At 66.4% G+C, this 18,488-nt stretch carries 14 protein-coding genes; 12 read left to right on the top strand and 2 right to left on the bottom strand.

Annotated elements, in window-relative coordinates; translation table 11 throughout:
- Window positions 1–23 precede the first annotated feature (23 nt).
- The 11 genes from D4766_RS11935 to D4766_RS11885 all read left to right on the top strand — a co-directional run bounded on the left by D4766_RS11935 (window position 24) and on the right by D4766_RS11885 (window position 13,923).
- Window positions 24–383, top strand: coding sequence for a response regulator (locus D4766_RS11935; RefSeq protein WP_120717648.1), 360 nt, complete (start codon window positions 24–26; stop codon window positions 381–383).
- A 59-nt stretch (window positions 384–442) separates the two neighbouring features.
- Entirely contained in the window at window positions 443–1,615 is a 1,173-nt protein-coding gene (locus D4766_RS11930) for an acyl-CoA dehydrogenase (protein ID WP_120717647.1), read from the top strand.
- Entirely contained in the window at window positions 1,615–2,265 is a 651-nt protein-coding gene (gene maiA / locus D4766_RS11925) for a maleylacetoacetate isomerase (protein ID WP_120717646.1), read from the top strand. Before D4766_RS11930 ends, maiA begins: the two co-directional genes overlap by 1 nt.
- Entirely contained in the window at window positions 2,262–3,269 is a 1,008-nt protein-coding gene (locus D4766_RS11920) for a fumarylacetoacetate hydrolase family protein (RefSeq protein ID WP_120717645.1), read from the top strand. The genes maiA and D4766_RS11920 overlap by 4 nt, the downstream gene beginning before the upstream one ends.
- Window positions 3,270–3,339: 70 nt before the next feature.
- Window positions 3,340–4,107 carry an SDR family NAD(P)-dependent oxidoreductase gene (locus tag D4766_RS11915; protein ID WP_120717644.1) on the top strand — a complete coding sequence of 256 codons (768 nt, stop codon included), beginning with the start codon at window positions 3,340–3,342 and terminating at the stop codon, window positions 4,105–4,107.
- An 84-nt stretch (window positions 4,108–4,191) separates the two neighbouring features.
- Window positions 4,192–5,499 (top strand): acyl-CoA dehydrogenase family protein, encoded by a 1,308-nt coding sequence (locus D4766_RS11910; RefSeq protein ID WP_120718213.1) that lies wholly within the window; start codon window positions 4,192–4,194, stop codon window positions 5,497–5,499.
- Window positions 5,496–7,025 carry an MFS transporter gene (locus D4766_RS11905; protein WP_120717643.1) on the top strand — a complete coding sequence of 510 codons (1,530 nt, stop codon included), beginning with the start codon at window positions 5,496–5,498 and terminating at the stop codon, window positions 7,023–7,025. The genes D4766_RS11910 and D4766_RS11905 overlap by 4 nt, the downstream gene beginning before the upstream one ends.
- Window positions 7,026–7,058: 33 nt before the next feature.
- Complete coding sequence (locus tag D4766_RS11900) at window positions 7,059–8,270, top strand: acyl-CoA dehydrogenase family protein (RefSeq protein ID WP_120717642.1); 1,212 nt, start codon at window positions 7,059–7,061, stop codon at window positions 8,268–8,270.
- A gap of 13 nt (window positions 8,271–8,283) precedes the next feature.
- Window positions 8,284–9,351: an acyl-CoA dehydrogenase family protein gene (locus D4766_RS11895; protein ID WP_120717641.1), complete on the top strand. Its 1,068-nt coding sequence runs from the start codon at window positions 8,284–8,286 to the stop codon at window positions 9,349–9,351.
- Between the two features lie 92 nt (window positions 9,352–9,443).
- A complete protein-coding gene (locus D4766_RS11890) occupies window positions 9,444–10,676 on the top strand; it encodes an MFS transporter (RefSeq protein ID WP_234024799.1) in 1,233 nt (410 codons plus the stop codon).
- A gap of 175 nt (window positions 10,677–10,851) precedes the next feature.
- Window positions 10,852–13,923 carry a TonB-dependent receptor domain-containing protein gene (locus D4766_RS11885; RefSeq protein ID WP_162935759.1) on the top strand — a complete coding sequence of 1,024 codons (3,072 nt, stop codon included), beginning with the start codon at window positions 10,852–10,854 and terminating at the stop codon, window positions 13,921–13,923.
- Window positions 13,924–14,026: 103 nt separating this feature from the next.
- Here the strand turns inward: D4766_RS11885 and D4766_RS11880 are convergent, their stop codons facing one another.
- Window positions 14,027–15,304, bottom strand: coding sequence for a TetR/AcrR family transcriptional regulator (locus D4766_RS11880; protein ID WP_120717639.1), 1,278 nt, complete (start codon window positions 15,302–15,304; stop codon window positions 14,027–14,029).
- A gap of 6 nt (window positions 15,305–15,310) precedes the next feature.
- Window positions 15,311–17,077, bottom strand: coding sequence for a class I adenylate-forming enzyme family protein (locus D4766_RS11875; protein WP_120717638.1), 1,767 nt, complete (start codon window positions 17,075–17,077; stop codon window positions 15,311–15,313).
- Window positions 17,078–17,238: 161 nt separating this feature from the next.
- Here D4766_RS11875 and D4766_RS11870 point away from each other — a divergent pair, with 161 nt between their 5' ends.
- Window positions 17,239–18,483 (top strand): serine hydrolase domain-containing protein, encoded by a 1,245-nt coding sequence (locus D4766_RS11870; RefSeq protein WP_120717637.1) that lies wholly within the window; start codon window positions 17,239–17,241, stop codon window positions 18,481–18,483.
- The last annotated feature ends 5 nt before the right edge of the window (window positions 18,484–18,488 follow it).

The following is an 18,488-nucleotide window of genomic DNA, read 5'->3' as shown; positions in this document are numbered from 1 at the left end:
CGCCCATCGAACCGGAGCCGCCCATGTCCCTTCAATGCGTCCTTGTCGCCGAAGACGAACTCATCATCGGGGTCGACCTGTGCGACACCGTGGAGGAAGCCGGCTACGAGGTCGAAGGGCCCTACGACACCGCAAGTTCGGCCCTTGAATCGCTCGAGCGGCGCCGTCCGGACCTCGCGATTCTCGACGTCCGGCTGGACGACGGCGTGGTCTATCCGCTAGCCGACAGGCTCTTCGCTGCGAACGTTCCGGTGATCTTCCATTCGGGCGAGGTGACCCCGCGCGAGGTCAGCGGCCGCTATCCGCAGGCGCGAGCGCTGTCCAAGCCGTGCCCGCCGAACGAGATCATCGCAACCATGCGCGAGGCCCTGGCCGCCGCCTGACGCCGCCACCCGACTTGGGCCGCTTGCATCGCGCCGTCAGGCCTGCAAAGGCTGGCGCGATGAAACCATTCGACTGGCAAGACCCGTTCGACCTCGACTCGCAGCTGAGCGAGGACGAGCGGATGATCCGTGATGCCGCGCACGCCTTCGCGCAGAGCGAACTCCAGCCCCGCGTGATCGAGGCTTTTGCGAACGAGGTCGATGCGCCCGAACTGTTCCCCCTGATGGGCCGCGCCGGGCTGCTCGGTGCGACGGTGCCGGAGGAGTACGGCGGCGCGGGCGCCAACTACGTCAGTTACGGCCTGATCGCGCGCGAGATCGAGCGGGTGGACAGCGGCTACCGCTCGATGGCGAGCGTGCAGTCCAGCCTCGTAATGTATCCGATCCACGCCTACGGCTCGGAAGAGCAGCGCAGGAAGTATCTTCCCGGCCTTGCCAGCGGCGACCTCATCGGCTGCTTCGGCCTGACCGAGCCCGATGCCGGTTCGGACCCCGGCTCGATGCGCACCTTCGCGAAGAAGGACGGCGACGGATACTCGATCTCGGGCAGCAAGACCTGGATATCGAACGCCCCGTTCGCCGATGTCTTCGTGGTATGGGCCAAGAGCGAGGCACACGGCGGCGGTATCCGCGGGTTCGTGCTCGAGAAGGGCATAGCGGGCCTCTCCGCGCCGAAGATCGACAACAAGCTCTCGCTGCGCGCCAGCACGACCGGCATGATCGTGATGGACGAGGTGAAGGTCGGCGCCGATGCGCTGCTGCCCGACGTGCAGGGCCTGAAAGGACCGTTCGGCTGCCTCAACCGCGCGCGCTACGGCATTTCGTGGGGCGCGATGGGCGCGGCGGAGTTCTGTTACCACGCGGCGCGCCAGTACGGGCTCGACCGGCAGCAGTTCGGCCCGCTGGCCGGCAAGCAGATCTACCAGCTCAAGCTGGCCGACATGATGACCGAAATCGCGCTGGGCTTGCAGGCATCCTTGCGGGTCGGCCGCCTGATGGACGAGCACGCCTTCGCGCCCGAGATGATTTCGATCGTCAAGCGCAACAATGTCGGCAAGGCGCTCGATATCGCCCGTAAGAGCCGCGACATGCACGGCGGCAACGGCATTTCCGGCGAGTATCAGGTGATCCGCCACATGGTGAACCTGGAAACAGTCAACACCTACGAAGGCACGCACGACGTTCACGCGCTGATCCTCGGCCGCGCAATCACGGGGATCGCGGCGTTTTGATGAAGCTGCATGGCTATTTCCGCAGTTCGACCAGTTACCGGCTGCGCATCGCGCTGAACCTCAAGGGCCTCGATTACGAATACCTGCCGGTCAACCTGGTGAAGGCCGAGCAGAAGGACGAAGGCTACCTCGCGCACAATCCGTTCGGTTCGGTCCCGCTGCTGGAAGCGGACGGGCGCGAGCGGGCGCAATCGATGGCACAGCTGGAATGGCTGGACGAAGCCTATCCGCAGCCGCCGCTGCTGCCCGCCCGTATCGAGGACCGTTTTACGGTGCGCGAACTCGCCTACGCGATCGCGACCGAAACACACGCGGTGAACAACCTGCCGGTGCTCAAGTACCTCGCCGCCGAGTTCGGCGCTTCGCAGGATCAGGTCGGCGCGTGGTACCACCATTGGCTCGAGCGGACGTTCGCCCCGGTCGAGGCGCGGCTGGCCCAGATCGACACCGGCGACTTCGTGACCGAAGCACCCGGCCTGTTCGAAGTCGTGCTGCTGCCGCAAGTCTACAACGCGCGCCGGTTCGATTACGACATGGCACCCTACCCCCACATCTCCCGCATCGAGGCCGCATGCCTCACCCTGCCCGCGTTCCGGCGCGCGCACCCCGACAACCAGCCGGACAATCCCGAAGGAACGAGGCCCGCATGAAACTCGCATCATTGAAGCACGGCCGCGATGGCAGGCTCGTCGTCGTCTCGAAGGATCTCACCCGCTATTCCTCGGCCGAACACATCGTGCCCACGATGCAGGCCGCGCTCGACGACTGGGAGCGCGTGGCGCCCTACCTCGAGGCGCTCTACCGCGATGTCGAGCACTGGAGCGTGCCGTGCGGGCGGTTTCACGAACACGACGCGATGAGCCCGCTGCCCCGCGCCTATCAGTGGGCCGACGGCAGCGCCTACATCAACCACGTCGAACTGGTGCGCAAGGCGCGGGGCGCCGAGGTGCCCGAGAGCTTCTACCACGACCCGCTGATGTACCAGGGCGGCAGCGACGGGTTTCTCGCCCCGCGCGATCCGATCCCGCTCGGGGACACGGCATGGGGCTGCGACATGGAAGGCGAGATCGCCGTCATCGTCGACGACGTGCCGATGGGCGTGTCCGCCGAGGATGCCGCGGGTCACATCAAGCTGCTGATGCTTGTGAACGACGTATCCTTGCGCGGTCTGATCCCGGGCGAACTCGCCAAGGGGTTCGGCTTCTTCCAGTCGAAGCCCGCGAGCGCCTTCAGCCCCGTCGCGGTGACGCCCGACGAACTGGGCGAGGCGTGGTCCGGCAGCGTCATCCACCTGCCGCTGATGGTCGATTACAACGGCCAGCCCTTCGGCCGAGCCAACGCCGCGCAGGAGGCGACCTTCAGTCTCGCCGACCTCGTCGCCCATGCCGCGAAAACGCGCAGCTTGTGCGCCGGCTCGATCATCGGGTCGGGCACCGTGAGCAACAAGGGCGAAGACGGCGGTCCGGGCAAGCCGGTGAGCGAGGGCGGCGCCGGATATTCCTGCATCGCGGAAATCCGCATGATCGAAACGATCGCCGGCGGCGAGGCGACGACACCGTTCATGAAACCCGGCGACACCGTCTCGGTCGAGATGCGCGACGCCGACGGCCATTCGATCTTCGGCAAGATCGAACAGGAAGTCGTCGCCGCCTGACAATGACGGCGGCCTTGCGCGGGCGGCAATTCGAACACATGGTATCTCTCGATAAAAAGGGAGAGACGCCATGAACGATCCGTTCGACCTCACCGGCAAGGTCGCCATCATCACCGGTTCCTCGCGCGGGATCGGTCAGGCCATCGCCGAACGGCTGGCGCAGCGCGGCGCGAAGGTCGTCATCTCCAGCCGCAACCAGGATGCGTGCGAGCAAGTGGCCGCGGCAATCAATGCCGAATGCGGCGAAGGCAGCGCGGTGGCGATAGCGGCGAGCATTTCGTCGAAGGAGGCGCTCCAAAACCTCGTCGAGAAAACGCGCGAGATGCTCGGCTCGATCGACATCCTCGTCTGCAACGCGGCATCGAACCCGCACTACGGCTCGCTCGATACGATCGAGGACGGGGTGTTCCAGAAGACGCTGATGAACAACGTGGTCTCGAACCACTGGCTGATCCAGCTCGCCCTGCCCGACATGCGCGCAAAGCAGGACGGCGCGATCCTGGTGATCAGCTCGATCGGCGCACTGCGCGGTACTCCCGTACTCGGCGCCTACGCCATCACGAAGGCGGCCGACATCCAGCTCGTGCGCAACTACGCGGTCGAAAACGGCAAGCACGGTATCCGCGTCAACGGCATCGCGCCGGGTCTGGTGAAGACCGATTTCGCCCGCGCTCTCTATGAAAATCCGGAAGCCGCCAAGGCTGCCGTCGCGCGCACGCCCATGGGCCGGCTGGGCGAGCCCGACGATATCGCCGGCCTTGCAGTATACCTGTGCAGCCCGGCAGCGAGCTGGACGACCGGGCAGACGATGGTGGTCGACGGCGGATCGACGGTCTGAGCGGAGACGCTTGAGGCTTTTCCAAAAACGGGTATGCTCGATTCGCGATCGGCGCACGAAAGTGCCGACGCAGGAGAGAACCTGATGGCTTGGGATTTCGAAACCGATCCCGAATTCCAGTCCAAGCTCGACTGGATGGAAGAATTCATCGCCGAGAAGGTCGAGCCGCTCGGCCATCTCGGCATCCACCCCTACGACGTGAAGAACGAGCGGAGGAACGCGCTCGTCCGCCCGTTGCAGCAGGAGGTGAAGGACGCGGGCCTGTGGGCCTGCCACCTCGGCCCCGAACTCGGCGGACAGGGTTACGGCCAGGTCAAGCTCGGGCTGATGAACGAGCTGATCGGCGGGGCTACGTTCGCGCCGATCGTGTTCGGGTGCCAGGCGCCCGACACCGGCAATGCCGAGATCATCGCGCACTACGGCACCCCGGAACAGAAGGAGCAGTATCTCCAGCCGCTGCTCGACAATCGCATCGTCAGCGCCTTTTCCATGACCGAACCGCAAGGCGGCAGCGATCCCACCAATTTCGTCACGCGCGCCGAACAGGATGGAAACCACTGGAAGATCAACGGCGAGAAGTGGTTCTCGACCAACGGCAAGTGGGCCGAATTCCTGATCGTGATGGCCGTCACCGATCCCGACGCGCCCCGGCACGAGCGGATGAGCATGTTCATCGTGCCGATCAACACGCCCGGCGTCGAGATCGTCCGCAACGTCGGCGTCTACGGACAGGAAAACGGCAGCGAGAGCTACGTCCGCTACACCGACGTGCGCGTGCCAGCCGACCACCTGCTCGGGGAACGCGGCGGCGCGTTCGCGATCTCGCAGACCCGCCTCGGCGGCGGGCGGGTGCACCATGCGATGCGCACCGTCGGCAATTGCCGGAAGCTGCTCGACAAGATGAGCCGCCGCGCGGTCAGCCGGACCACCCGCACGGGCACCCTCGCCGATTACCAGGGCGTGCAATTCGACATCGCCGACAGCTACATCGAACTGGAACAGTTCAAGCTTTTCGTGCTCAAGACCGCGTGGGCGATCGACAGGCACAACGACTATCGCCGGGTGCGCAAGGACATCGCCGCAATAAAGGCGCTGATGCCCAAGGTCTACGCCGATATCGCCAAGCGGTGCATCCACATCCACGGCAGCCTCGGCGTGTCGAACGAGATGCCCTTCGTCGGCGGGCTGATCGCCGCAATGGTCATGGGCATCGCCGACGGTCCGACAGAAGTGCACAAGGTCACCGTCGCGAAACAGCATCTCAAAGCCTACCGCGACGTGAAGGATCCCATGTTCCCCGACTATTCGCTGCTGCAACGCCGCGCGCTGGCGATGGAGCTTTATCCCGACCCCGTCGGCGACATTGCCGATGCCGCGGAGATGGCGGCATGACCGCGACCACCGCCCCCGCAACCGCCGCCGCCGCCGCCGCCGAATTCCCCGCCGAAGCTCCGCCGCTCAAGCGCGGCACCCGGGTCGCGTTCGGGTTCGGCTCGATCGCCGACGGCATCAAGAGCGCGGCGTTCTCGACCTACCTGCTGCTTTATTTCAACCAGGTCCTGGGCGTGTCGGCGTCGGTCGTGTCGACCGCGATCGCGCTCACGCTGCTGGTCGATGCGGTAGTCGATCCGCTGATCGGGCGGATATCCGACCTTACCAGATCCAAGCACGGCCGGCGGCACCCGTACATCTACGCCGCCGCCGTGCCGGCGGCGTTCTTCTTCGGCATGACCTGGTTCCCGCCGGCAGGCCTGTCCGACTTCGCGATGGGTGTCTGGATCTTCTGCTTCGCCGCGCTCGCCCGTGCCGCGATGAGCATGTACCAGGTTCCCGCTAACGCACTCGGCAGCGAACTGACGCAGGACTACAACGAACGCAGCAAGCTCTATGGCCTGCGTTACTGGTTTGCCTATGCCGGCACCTTCGCGTTCACCGCCTTCGCGCTGAAGTTCTATTTCGTGGCGACGCCCGAATATCCCAAGGGCCAGCTCAATCCGGCCGGTTACGTCCCGTTCGCAATCACCGGCGCGCTGCTGATGCTGGTGAGCATCCTTGTCTGCGCATGGGGCACGCGCTCGCGCATCCCCTACATCCGCACGGCGGATGCGCGCGAGGCGGGCGGCAGCCTGCTGTCGCATCTCAAGGAAATGGGCACCGCATTCAAGAACCGCGCGTTCCTGACCGTGTTCGGGTTCGCCGTCCTCAAATGGACCGCTATCGGCCTCTACGGCGCTACCTCGCTTTATTTCGGGACCTACGTCTACCAGCTCAGCTCGGGCCAGCTCGCCCTGCTCACTCTCGACAGCTTCCTGGCGGTGTGCATCGCGCTGCCGCTCGCGCCGAAGGTCACGAAGTGGTTCGGCAAGCGCAACACCTCGCTGTGGATGGCGCTCATCGGCATCACGCTCGGCACCAGTCCGCTTTGGCTGACCTATTTCGACCTGTTCTTCCCGCCCGGCCACCCGCTGCTGCTGCCCACGCTGCTGCTGATCGGTGCGGTCTACGGCACGATGGTTGCGCTCAGTCTGATGATGACCGCCGCCATGCTGGCCGACGTAGTGGAGGACGACGCGGTCACGTCCGGCAGGCACAACGCGGGCATCTATTTCGCGGCGTCGAGCTTCGCCACGCAGTGCGCGGGCGGGCTGGGCATCCTGGCCGCCGGCTTCGTGCTCGAAACCTCGCAGTTTCCTGCCGGGGTCGATCCGTCGCTCGTCACCCGCGCTATGACCGACAGCCTGATCGCGCACTACGTACCGATGGTCATTGGCCTGTGGGCGATCGGCTGCTTGATCATCTGGTTCTATCCGATCAACGAGGCGAAACATCTTGCCAACGTGGAACGCTTGCGCGCACGAGAAGCCGAGGCAAAAGCCCGCGATATGCAGGACGCGCCGCTTGGCGCGCCCGCCCGCTGACCGCCCGTCCGACGACCTGAGGAGAGACACATCATGGCGACCCTGGCCGAACCCCGCGAAGCGAATACCGACGACGCCTTCCGCGAGGAAGTGCGCGAGTTCATCGCGAAGAACTTCCCCCCCGAACTGAAGGGCAAGGGCAACGCCCTCGCCACCGTCGAAGGACCGGCGCAGGAAGGCCCGGCCGAAAAGGCCTGGCGCGAGGCGATGGGCGCGAAAGGCTGGGGCGTGCCCACCTGGCCCAAGGAATACGGCGGCGGCGGCCTCGACCGCAAGCAGGCCCGCATCCTGCAGGAGGAAATGGCCCGCGCCGGCGCCTGGAACCCCATCGGCGGCATGGGCGTGATGATGTTCGGCCCCACCCTGCTGGAATTCGGCAGCGAGGAGCAGAAGCGCGAGCATATCCCGCCGATCGCGAAGGGCGAGATCCGCTGGTGCCAGGGCTATAGCGAGCCCAACGCCGGTTCGGACCTCGCGAACCTGCAGACCTTCGCCGAGGACAAGGGCGACCACTACCTCGTCAACGGCCAGAAGACCTGGACCAGCGGGGGCCAGTGGGCCGACAAGTGCTTCGCGATCGTCCGCACCGACAAATCCGACAAGCACAACGGCATCTCGTTCATGCTGATCGACATGGACGCGCCGGGTGTCGAGGTTCGCCCAATCCAGATGATCAGCGGCATGAGCCCGTTCTGCGAGACGTTCTTCACCGACGTGAAGGTGCCCAAGGAAAACCTGGTCGGCAAGGAAGGCCAGGGCTGGACCATCGGCAAGCGCCTGCTCCAGCACGAGCGCACCAACCTGTCGGGCGGCGGCAGCATGGCCCGCCTGATGGGTTCGAGCCTTGCCGACGCGGCCCGCAAGTATGCCGAAACCGGCGACGACGGCCAGATCGCCGATCCCGTGTTGCGCGACCGGATCGCCGACTTCGAGATCCGCTGGCAGAGCTTCCTCCTCACCGCCAAGCGCGCGGTCGAGGAAAGCAAGGCGGCCGGCGGCGTCAGCGAGATCAGCTCGGTCCTGAAGAAGCTCGGCACCAAGCTCGGTCAGGAACGCAGCGAACTGATGATCGAGATCATGGGCCTGCAAGGTTTGGGCTGGGAAGGCGACGGCTTCGAGGAAGCCGAACTCGCCGGCGTGCGTGCGTGGCTCTTCGGCAAGGCGACCACGATCTACGGCGGCAGCACCGAAATCCAGAACAACATCATCGCCAAGCGCGTGCTCGGCATGTTGGACCACCAGTAAGGAGCCGCGCGAAATGGCCATTCTCAACGAAGAACAGGAAATGCTGCGCGACATGGCGCGCGACTGGGCGACCAACGAAAGCCCCGTCACCGCCTGGCGCAAGGTCCGCACCGAAAAGCCCGCCGAGGGGTATTCTCCCGACGCGTGGAACACGATGGCCCAGATGGGCTGGGCCGGCGTCGTCATCCCCGAAGAACACGGCGGCAGCGACTTCGGCTGGATGAGCGCAGGCCTGGTGGTCGAGGAACTCGGCAAGACCATGACGGCGAGCCCCATCGTCGCCACGACGCTGGCCGCCAGCGCCATCGTGCTGGGCGGATCGGACGAACAGAAGGCCAGATGGCTGCCGAAGCTCGCCAGCGGCGAAGTCGTGGGCACACTCGCCTTCGACGAGGGCGCGCACCACGGCGGCAAGACCGAGGCTTCGGTTTCGGACGGCAAGCTCAGCGGCACCAAGGCCTTCGTGCACGAAGCGCACGGTGCCTCGCTGTTCGTCGTTTCGGCGGCCGACGGACTCTATTTGGTCGAGAAGGGCGACGGCGTGACTCTGTCCGACCGCAAGCTCACCGACATGCGCAGCCATGCCACCATCACCTTCGACGGTGCAGCGGCTGACAAACTGGCGGACGGCGGCGACGACCTCGCCGACAAGGTGCTCGACCGGGCGCGCATCCTCACCGCGGCCGAGATGCTCGGCATGGCGCAGCAGGTCTTCGACGTAACGCTCGATTACCTGAAGCAGCGCGTGCAGTTCAACCAGGTGCTCGCCAGCTTCCAGGCGTTGCAGCACCGCATGGCGGACCTGTTCGGCGACCTTGCGATGATGCGCAGCGCGGTCGAAGGTGGTCTCGAGGCGCTCGACAGCGGCCACGGCATCCCGCGTGCCGCCTGCGTCGCCAAGGCGGAGGCCAATCGCGTGCTCCACACCATGAGCCGCGAGGGCGTGCAGCTTCACGGCGGCATCGGCATGACCGACGAATACGACATCGGCTTCTACCTCAAGCGCGCCCGCGTGCTCGAGGCTAGCTGGGGTTCGACCAGCTACCTGCGCGACCGGTTCGCGTCGCTGGCGGGCTACTGACCCCGGTCGAACCGATCGAGGACGGCGTCCTCGCCCCCGGCGGCACACGGGTCGTCGGCGGCGGGGACGCGTTCGCGCAGCACGCGGCGTTCGTGCAGGCGAACCTCAAGAAGAACTACACGGCCAACTTCGTCCACGGCGTGCTGGGGATGACCGGGTTCCGGCTCATCTACGCGCCCACGATCATCCCCGCCTACCTGATGGCGATCACCGGCAACCCGGCCGCGGTCGGGCTCGGCACCGCGCTGCTCCAGGCCGGCGCCACGGTCAGCCCGATCCTCAGCGGCGCACGGATCGAGCATCGCAGCTATATCCTGCCCTACTCCATCCGCGTCGGTTCGATGATGCGGCTCGCGATCCTCGGCATGGCGATCGCCGGGTGGACGCTCACCGGCAGCGCGCTGGTGTGGGTGACGCTGGGGCTGTTCCTGGTCCTCGGCTTCTTCAACGGGGCGCAGCGGGTCGCCTTCCAGATGATCATGGCCAAGGTTATCCCGATCGAGCGGCGCGGGCGGCTGCAGGGCTATCGCAACATGGCCGGCGGCACGATCGCCGCGGTCCTCGCCTGGGTCGCCGGGCACTGGTTCATCGAACAGGAATGGCTCGGCAACGGGTATTCGACCACGTTCCTCTTCGCATTCCTCCTTACGAGCGCCGGGCTGCTGGTGCTCCAGTTCATGATCCGCGAGCCCCCTGCCCCCGCCAGCCGGCCGGTCATCCCGCTGAAGGAACGCATCCGCCAGTTTCCGCAATTGCTCGAGGACCGGGACTTCGCCCGCTTCATCGCGGCGCAGGCGCTGGCCACCTCGATCCGTATCGGCGGGCCGTTCTGGACGATCTACGCCGGCGCCAAGCTGGGGCTCAGCGGCGCGCTGGTCGGCGCGCTCAGCTTCGCGTTCCTCGGCGCGGATACACTTTCGAATCTCCTCTGGGGGCCGATGGGCGACCGGCTGGGCTTCCGGATCGTCTATATCCTGTCTCTGGTGGCGGTGACGGCGGGCGTCGTGCTGCTGATCGTCGCGGGCGCGCCGTGGATGTTCTACGCCGCCTTCGCCCTGCTCGGGCTCGGCGGATCGGGCTGGATGCTGGCTGCGACGACCATCGTCCTCGAATTCGGCGCCCACGAGGACATCCCGATGCGCCTCGCCTTCGTGACCACGGCCGAAGGCGCGGTGGCGGCGATCGGACCAGTGCTGGCGGGTTTGCTGGTGGCCGCGGCGGGGTTCGGCCCGCTGTTCGCTTTCGTGCTGGCATCGCTCGCCGGAGCGCTCGGCCTGATGATCTTCGCGGTGCGCGAACCGCGCGGACGGCATATCGGAAGTTAGTTGATCGGGGTCTGGCGTGTCTGCATGCCAACAGACCGGTGCAAATCGTATGTTCCCCTACGTAAAACCTTCGATTGTTGCTTGACAGCAGCACTCAACTGCCATTCAATTTCGAGAAACGGGTATTGGCCGCCACAAGGCGCCACAAACAACCGTTCGTATGGGAGAGGACCTGATGATCAAGACATCTTTGCGCCACACGTGTGCCGGTTTCGCACTCGCGATGGGGCTCGCGGCGGCGCCGGCATACGCACAGGTCGGTACCGCGGCCAACGACGATTCGCCGCCCCAGGCGGAACCGGAAATCATCGTCACCGGCACGCTCATCCGCGGCAACACCGAAGACCAGCCCGCCCCGATCGACGTCATCAGTTCCGAGGAACTGGCGAAGCAAGGGTCGCCCAGCGTCATCGACCTCATCAAGAACCTCCCCACCTCGAACGGCATCATCGGCGACGCGAACCAGTTCGACGCGCGCGCACAGGGCAACGAAGGCGTCGCTTCGGTCAACCTGCGCGGTCTAGGCCCGCAGCGCACGCTCGTCCTCCTCAACGGCCGCCGCATCGTGCCTTCGGGCGGCAGCGGCATCCCCATCGTCGACGTCAACCTGATCCCGAGCGCGGCGATCGGCCGGATCGAAGTGCTGAAGGACGGCGCGGCGGCGACCTACGGTTCCGATGCGATCGGCGGCGTGGTGAACTTCATCACCAAGACCAACCAGGACGGCTTCCTCGTTTCGGGCGACTATCGCTACATCGAAGGGTCGAAGGGCGACTACGGCGGCGCGGTCAGCTTCGGCAAGGATGTCGATGGGCTGCGCTTCTTCGTGTCGGCCGGCTACCAGCGCCGGTCGGAACTGCAGACGCTCGACCGCGACTTCGTGATCCAGCCCTATCCGAACAACCCGCAGGGCGGATGGACCGGGGGCGGCAACCCGGGCAACTTCGACTTCAACGGTCCGTTCGTCGGCGGCAACGTGTTCTCCGCCGACCAAGGCTGCGTCGCGCTAGGCGGCTTCCGCAGCCTGCCTGGTTCGACCACCGACCGCTGCTTCAACCAGTACGGCCTGTTCGGTAACCTGGTCGAACCGGAAGAGCGCTTCCAGTTCTTCGGCGACGTGGAATTCGACATCGGATCGAGCTCCAAGCTGCGCTTCAACGCGCTGTGGGGTCATTCGGAAACGCAGATCACCACTTCGCCGAGCTACCTGCCGACGCTGCCGCCCTCGGGCTACGCCGCGAACGGCCTGACCAGCATTCCGGCGGGCGGCATCACCACCCCGGCGCAGGCAGCGGGCCTCGGTTTGTTCGTCATCCCGGCTTACTCTCCGGCGCTGCGCGACTACTGCGCCCTCTACGGAGCTACCGCGGGCTGCGCGCCCGGCCAGCCGGCCACCGCATTCCCGGTCCTGTTCCGTCCCGCGCTGCTCGGCGGCAACCCGCTGTTCTTCGGCGATAACGAACGCGGCTCGGCAACATCGCCGCGTATTTCGGACGAAGTCCTTCTGAGCGCCGAGTTCCGCACCGAACTCACCCCCTCGCTCGATCTCACCGTCAGCGGCACCTACAGCCAGTACGACCGCTTCTTTGGCGGCACCGACACCTTCGGCGACCTGTTCCAGAACGCGCTGGCCGGGTTCGGCGGAGCGTGCGCCTACGCATCGCCTCAGTCGCGCGCGGGGCTGACCGCCGCCCAGCTCGCCGCACTGGCGGGAACGAACGGGTGCACGTTCTACAACCCGTTCTCGACCGCTATTCAAGTGAACGCCGCGACCGGAGAGACCAATCCGAATTACGCCGGCACGCGCAACCCCGCCGGGTTCAACCTGACCCCGGGCGCAGGTCTCATCAACGACCTCGGCACCATCGACAACTTCTTCCAGGATACCGGCACGCGGGCGATTACCGAACAGATCGTCGCCGACGTCGTCCTCTCCGGCCAGACGGGCATCACCCTGCCGGGCGGCGGAATTGGATTCGCGATCGGCGGGCAGTACCGCAAGAACGATTATCAGCGGCGCTACAACTACGTCAGCAACCTCGACTTCTTCCCCTGCCCCGGCTCGGCCCTGACGACCGGCGCGATCTGTTCCCAGCAGACGGGTGCACTGGGCTTCCTCGGCACCAACCGCAACGGATCGTCCTCCGGCGACATCTGGGCGGCGTTCGGCGAGCTGCAGCTCCCCGTCACCGATCGCATCCAGGTCCAGCTCGCCGCGCGGTTCGAGGATTACGGCGGCAACGTCGGGTCCACCTTCGACCCGCAGGGCCGCGTGAAGTTTCAGGTCACCGACTGGCTCGCCCTGCGCGCCGGTGCCGGTACCACGTTCCGCGGTCCGCCGTCGCAGCAGCTGGCCGGTAACCTCACCTCGCTGCAGATCATCGGCTCGTCGTTCCGCGCGATCGACGTGGGCGGCAATCCCAACCTCGCACCCGAAAGCGCGACGACCTACAACGCCGGCGTCATCGTCGACACCGGCGCGTTCAAGGCGACGGTCGATTACTTCCGCTACGACCTCGACGGGCCGATCGAAGGCGAACCGGTGCAGGGCATCGTCAACGCCCTGTTCGGCGCGACCGGCAGCGCGAACTGCAACAATCCGGAATATGCCGCCCTGCAATCGCGCTTCACCTTCACGGCGGCGGGTTGCGGCATCGGCAACGTGCAGCGCCTGCGGACCCAGATCGTCAACTCGTCGAAGATTCGCACGTCGGGCATCGACTTCCAGACCAGCTACAGCCTCCCGTTTGCGGGCGATGGTTCGATCACCGCCGGTGTCGCAGGCACTTACGTGATCGAATACAAGACCAGCGACGTGACCGTGGAAGGCATCCTGGTGCAGCCCGCGTTCGATGCGGTCGGCCTGCTCAACTACCAGACCACGGCCTATCCGCTGCCGGAATGGAAGGGCAACGCGTTCCTCCAGGCCGACTTCGGACGGCAGTCGTTGCGGGCGCAGGTCAACTACATCGACGGTTACACCGACCAGCGCGGTGCGGCGATCTTCGGGCCGAACCCGGGCGCGCTGGCAGGCGCTTCGGTGACGACGGGCAAGGAGATCAAGCCCTTCACCACCGTCGACCTGACCTACCGTCTGACCCTGCCGACCGATACCACGCTGGCGGTATCGCTGCAGAACATCCTCGACGAGGATCCGCCGTTCGCGCGTCTCGACCAGAACTACGATCCGTTCACCGCGACCCCGCTCGGCTTCACGGCCAAGGTGGCGATCTCGCAGGCGTTCTGATCGGACGAGCATGACGGAAGGGGCCGGGCGGGAAACCGTCCGGCCCTTCTCGTTTCGCCGATCGAAGGGGGTCAGCCCGAGCCTAGGTCAGCCCGGTTCGGGGTCAGCCCCGCTCGGGCGGGTCGGCGAACAGGCCCGCGCACAGCGTCCAGGCGTAGAGCCGCACGGCGGTCGCCGGGTCGGGCTGGCGCGCGGCCCAGGCCCGGGCCTCGTAGGCGCCGTTCAAGGCCGGCATGATGATCTGGCTCGCCACCATCGGGTCCACCGCGCGCACGCTGCCGTCGGCGATCCCGTCGGCGATCATTCCGGCAAAGCGGTTGGCCAGCCGGTTCGACCGGACGACCACGCTGCCCCGCTCGCCCATCGGCAGCGCCTGCAACGCGGCGGTGCGCAGCAGCGGGGTTGGGTCGCGGAACTGCAGGTCGATCAGTTCGGCCAGCGCGCTGGCAATGCGGGTCCACCCGTCCGAACCGCCGGCCGAAGCATCGCCGTCGCGCGCGGCGATCTGCACCGCCGACAGCCGGTCGTAACTCTTCTCGAAGCATTCGAAGACGAGATCGTCCTTCGCTTCGTGATGGTGGTAGAAGCTGCCCTTGGTGACGCCGAGCGCGGAGGCGATGCGGTTGACCGATGCCCCGCGATAGCCGCGCTGGTTGATCATCACGGTCGCCGACCGCAGGAACGCCTCGACCGTGTCGCCGTCACCCTCCTGCGTCCGCCATTCCGCGCGGTCGAGCGCGCGGGGGGCCCATTCGCCCGCATTCGCCGCGAGGCCGCGAGACAGGATGTCGAACATCCGCGCCTCCAGCCGGGCAAAATCGTTGACCGAGTAGCTCAGCGCCCAGACCGGCCACCAGAACATCGCTTCCAGCAGCACGTGTGCCCGCGCGGTGTCGAGCGCGCGCTGCGGCCCGGTGCGCCGCCCGTCGTCGCCATCCCCGCCGAAAAATCCGCGTACTGTCTGAACGATGCGGCCGTAGCGGTCGAGCAGCGGGGCCTGCGCCTCCTCGTCCAGCGTGCGGATTTCGCTGAGCGAGGTGATGAGCCCCTTCTCGCCGTCGCGGATGCGCTTGCGCAGTGCGACATGCGCGGCGATGAACGCGCGCAGGCGGGCGGCGGGATCGGCTTCGGCCGCGGCCGTCCGGGCGGCGTCCTCCAGCCAGTCGAGCGTCGCCTCGTAGACCGCGACGACCAGCTTGTCCTTGCGATCGAAGTAGTAGGTGATGCTGGTGGCGTTGAGCCCCACCGCGCGAGCGAGGCCGGCGAAGGTCGTGCCCTTGACCCCGAACTCGTTGATAAGCGCGGAGGCCGCGTGGATCACGTCCTCGCGCCGGCGTTCGTACCGCCGGGTTTCCCCCTTCGCCTGTCCCCTCCCCGCCATAAGACCCTAGGTAACCGCCGGTTCCGGTTCGAACAATGCTTTCAGGTCTTTCTTCAGGATCTTGCCGTTGGCGTTGCGCGGCAGGGTGTCGTGGACGAAGACCACACGCACCGGCACCTTGAAGCGGGCGAGCCGCTCGGCCACCCATGCCTGCAGCTCGGCCTCGGTGGCAGACGTCCCGGGCGCGAGGTGGACGACGGCGGCCGGTTCCTCGCCCAGCGTGGGGTGCGGAATGCCGACGAGCGCGGCGTCGGTGACGGCCGGGTGGTCGTAGAGCACGTTCTCGACCTCGGACGAGTAGATGTTTTCGCCCCCGCGCAGGATCATGTCCTTGGCCCGGTCGACGATGTAGCAGTACCCCTCCTCGTCCAGCCGCGCGAGGTCGCCGGTGCGGACCCATCCGTCGATGAATGTCTCGGCCGTCGCCTCGGGCTTGTTCCAGTAGCCCTTCACCACCATCGGCCCGCGGGCGTAGAGCTCGCCGACCTCGCCCACCGGCAGTTCGCGGCTGCCGTCCTCCGACATGATCTTGAGGTCCGCCACCGCGACAGCCGGACCGCAGCTGGTGGGGTGCATCAGGTAGTCTTCGCTGGAGATGCCGGTGACGGTGGCCATCGTTTCGGTCATGCCCCAGCCGTTGCCGGGCAGCGCGCCGAATTCCTCGCGGATCTTGCGGACGAGCTCGGGCGCCGAGGGCGCGCCGCCGTAGGCGATCGCCTCGAGGCTGGAGAGGTCGTACTTGTGGCGGTTGGGATGCTCGAGCAGTTGCCAGGCGATCGTCGGCACGCCGCCGGTGGCGTTAACCTTCTCGCGCTCGATGATGCGCATCGCCTCCTCCGGCTCCCAGCGGTGCATGAAGATCATCTTGCTGCCGCCCGCGACCAGCCCCATCAGGCCGGCCGAACAGGCGGTGACGTGGAACAGCGGGATGACCGTCAGCGTCGTGCGCGGCTGAGGCTCGGGTATTTCGTCACCACGCCGCAGGACCGCAACCGCCGCGCCATACCCGCTGGAAAAGATGTTGCTGACGAGGTTGCGGTGCGTGCCGAGCGCGCCCTTGGGCTGGCCGGTGGTGCCGCTGGTGTAGAAGATCGTCGCGTCGTCCTCGGGCGCGATATCCTCGTGAGGGATTTCGTCGTCGGGCAGGCCGGACCACGTCGGAGGCGCACCGATCAGCGTTTCGAGCCGTTCTGCCGGGGCGGCGAGGTGGTCATCCGCGCGGGTGACGAAAACATGCGCGAGGTCGGGAATTTCGGCCGTGTGCGGCGCGATCCGCTCCCACCGCTCGTCGTCGCAAATGAGCACTTTCGTGCCCGAATCGGCGAGGCCGTAGGCAAGCTCGTGCCCCGTCCACCACGCATTGAGCGGTACCGCGACCGCGCCCAGCGTCACCGCGGCGAAGAACGCGACCGGCCATTCGGGCAGGTTGCGCATCGCGATGGCGACGCGGTCGCCCTTGGCCACCCCGCGTTCGCGCATTTCGTGCGCCAGTTTCGCCACTGCCCGGTGGAACATGGCGTAGGTCACGCGCTCGGCCTCGTAGACGAACGCCTCGCGCGTGTCGCCGTGCATGCGAGCGAGCGCCATCAGCGCGCGCAGGTTGTCGGGCGCGTTCTTCCAGACGCGCGTCGGTACGCCGCGGATCTCGACGGTCTCCATCTCGAACCGCTCGCCCGGGGCCGTCAGTCGGTCGCGGATTTCGGCGCGGCTCGCCGCGGGAAATCCCGGGGGCGGGACGAAGCCGATCGCGTCCGCCAAGGTCTGTTCAGTCATAAGCGCCCTCTCCGGCTATGTCTTTTCGAACGGGAGATTACGCCTTAGCCCTCCGCGCGCAACCGCAAATTCCGAAGAAAGGTATGCCGCCCCGCACAACAGGGCGGTTGCGGCTGCCGGAAAGGCGGGTATGTCAGCGGGCAACGACAAGAATCGGGAGAATGCCGGTGTTCGGACTGGGTAGCGCCAAGGGCGCGGGATTCGACGAGGACCGCCTCGCGCGGATCGAACGGTTCCTCGACGAGGCATACGTATCGAAGGGCAAGCTGCCGATGACGCAGCTGGTCGTGGCGCGTGACGGGGAGCCGGTGTTCCAGTCGAAGCTCGGCACGATGGGCGAAGGGCGCGAGGCCTTGCGCGACGATGCCCTGTTCCGCATCGCCAGCATGACCAAGCCGGTCACCTCGATCGCGTTCATGCAGCTGGTCGAAGCATGCAAGGTCGCGCTGGAAGACCCCGTGACCAAGGTCTTTCCCGAATTTGCCAACCTGCAGGTCTTCGCGGGCGGCGGCGGCAGCGATATGCCGTTCGCGCCGGGCAAGGCGGCCGGGACGATGACCTTCGCGCACCTGCTCAGCCACATGTCGGGCTTCAGCTACGGCCTGCAGAACCGCACCAACGTCGACGCGGCGTATCGCAAGAACAACTTCGACTTCGCCCGCGCGCATCTCGAATCGGACGAATGGGTCTCGCGGCTCAGCCAGATCCCGCTCGAATTCTCGCCCGGCGAACGCTGGAACTACTCGGTCTCGACCGACGTGCTCGGCGTCGCGGTGGAGCGCCTGTCCGGCATGCGGCTGGGCGAATACTTCAAGGCGCACATCTTCGACCCGCTGGGCATGGACGACACCGCGTTCGGCGTGGCGGAGGACAAGCTCGACCGGCTGGTCGACGCCTACCAGTACGTCCCCGGCAAGGCGGCGAAGATGATCGACGCCGGGCCCACCAGCAACCTCGGCCGCCCGGGCAAGTTCGACAGCGGCGGCGGCGGGCTCGTATCGACGATCGCCGACTACCAGAAGTTCGTGACGATGCTGGTCAATCGCGGCGAGGCCGGCGGCAAGTGGATCGTCGGGCCCAAGACGCTGGACCTGATGACCGCCAACCACCTGCCCGGCGGCCAGGACCTGACCCAGCTGTCGCAAAGCCTGTTTTCGGAAAGCAACAACGCGGGCGTGGGCTTTGGCCTCGGCTTCGCCACCGTGATCGATCCGGCCAGGACCCTCGTGCCCAGCAGCATGGGCGAATACTACTGGGGCGGCGCATATTCGACCGCGTTCTACGTCGATCCGGTCGAGAAGGTGACGATGGTCTTCATGACGCAGGTCTATCCCTCCAGCGCCTACCCCATCCGACGCCAGCTTCGCACGCTGATCAATTCCGCTATCACCGACAGCCGCGCCTGAGGAGA

The organism is Tsuneonella amylolytica (genome assembly GCF_003626915.1).
Taxonomy (GTDB): domain Bacteria; phylum Pseudomonadota; class Alphaproteobacteria; order Sphingomonadales; family Sphingomonadaceae; genus Tsuneonella; species Tsuneonella amylolytica.
This window is presented reverse-complemented; position numbering and strand designations above follow the sequence as displayed.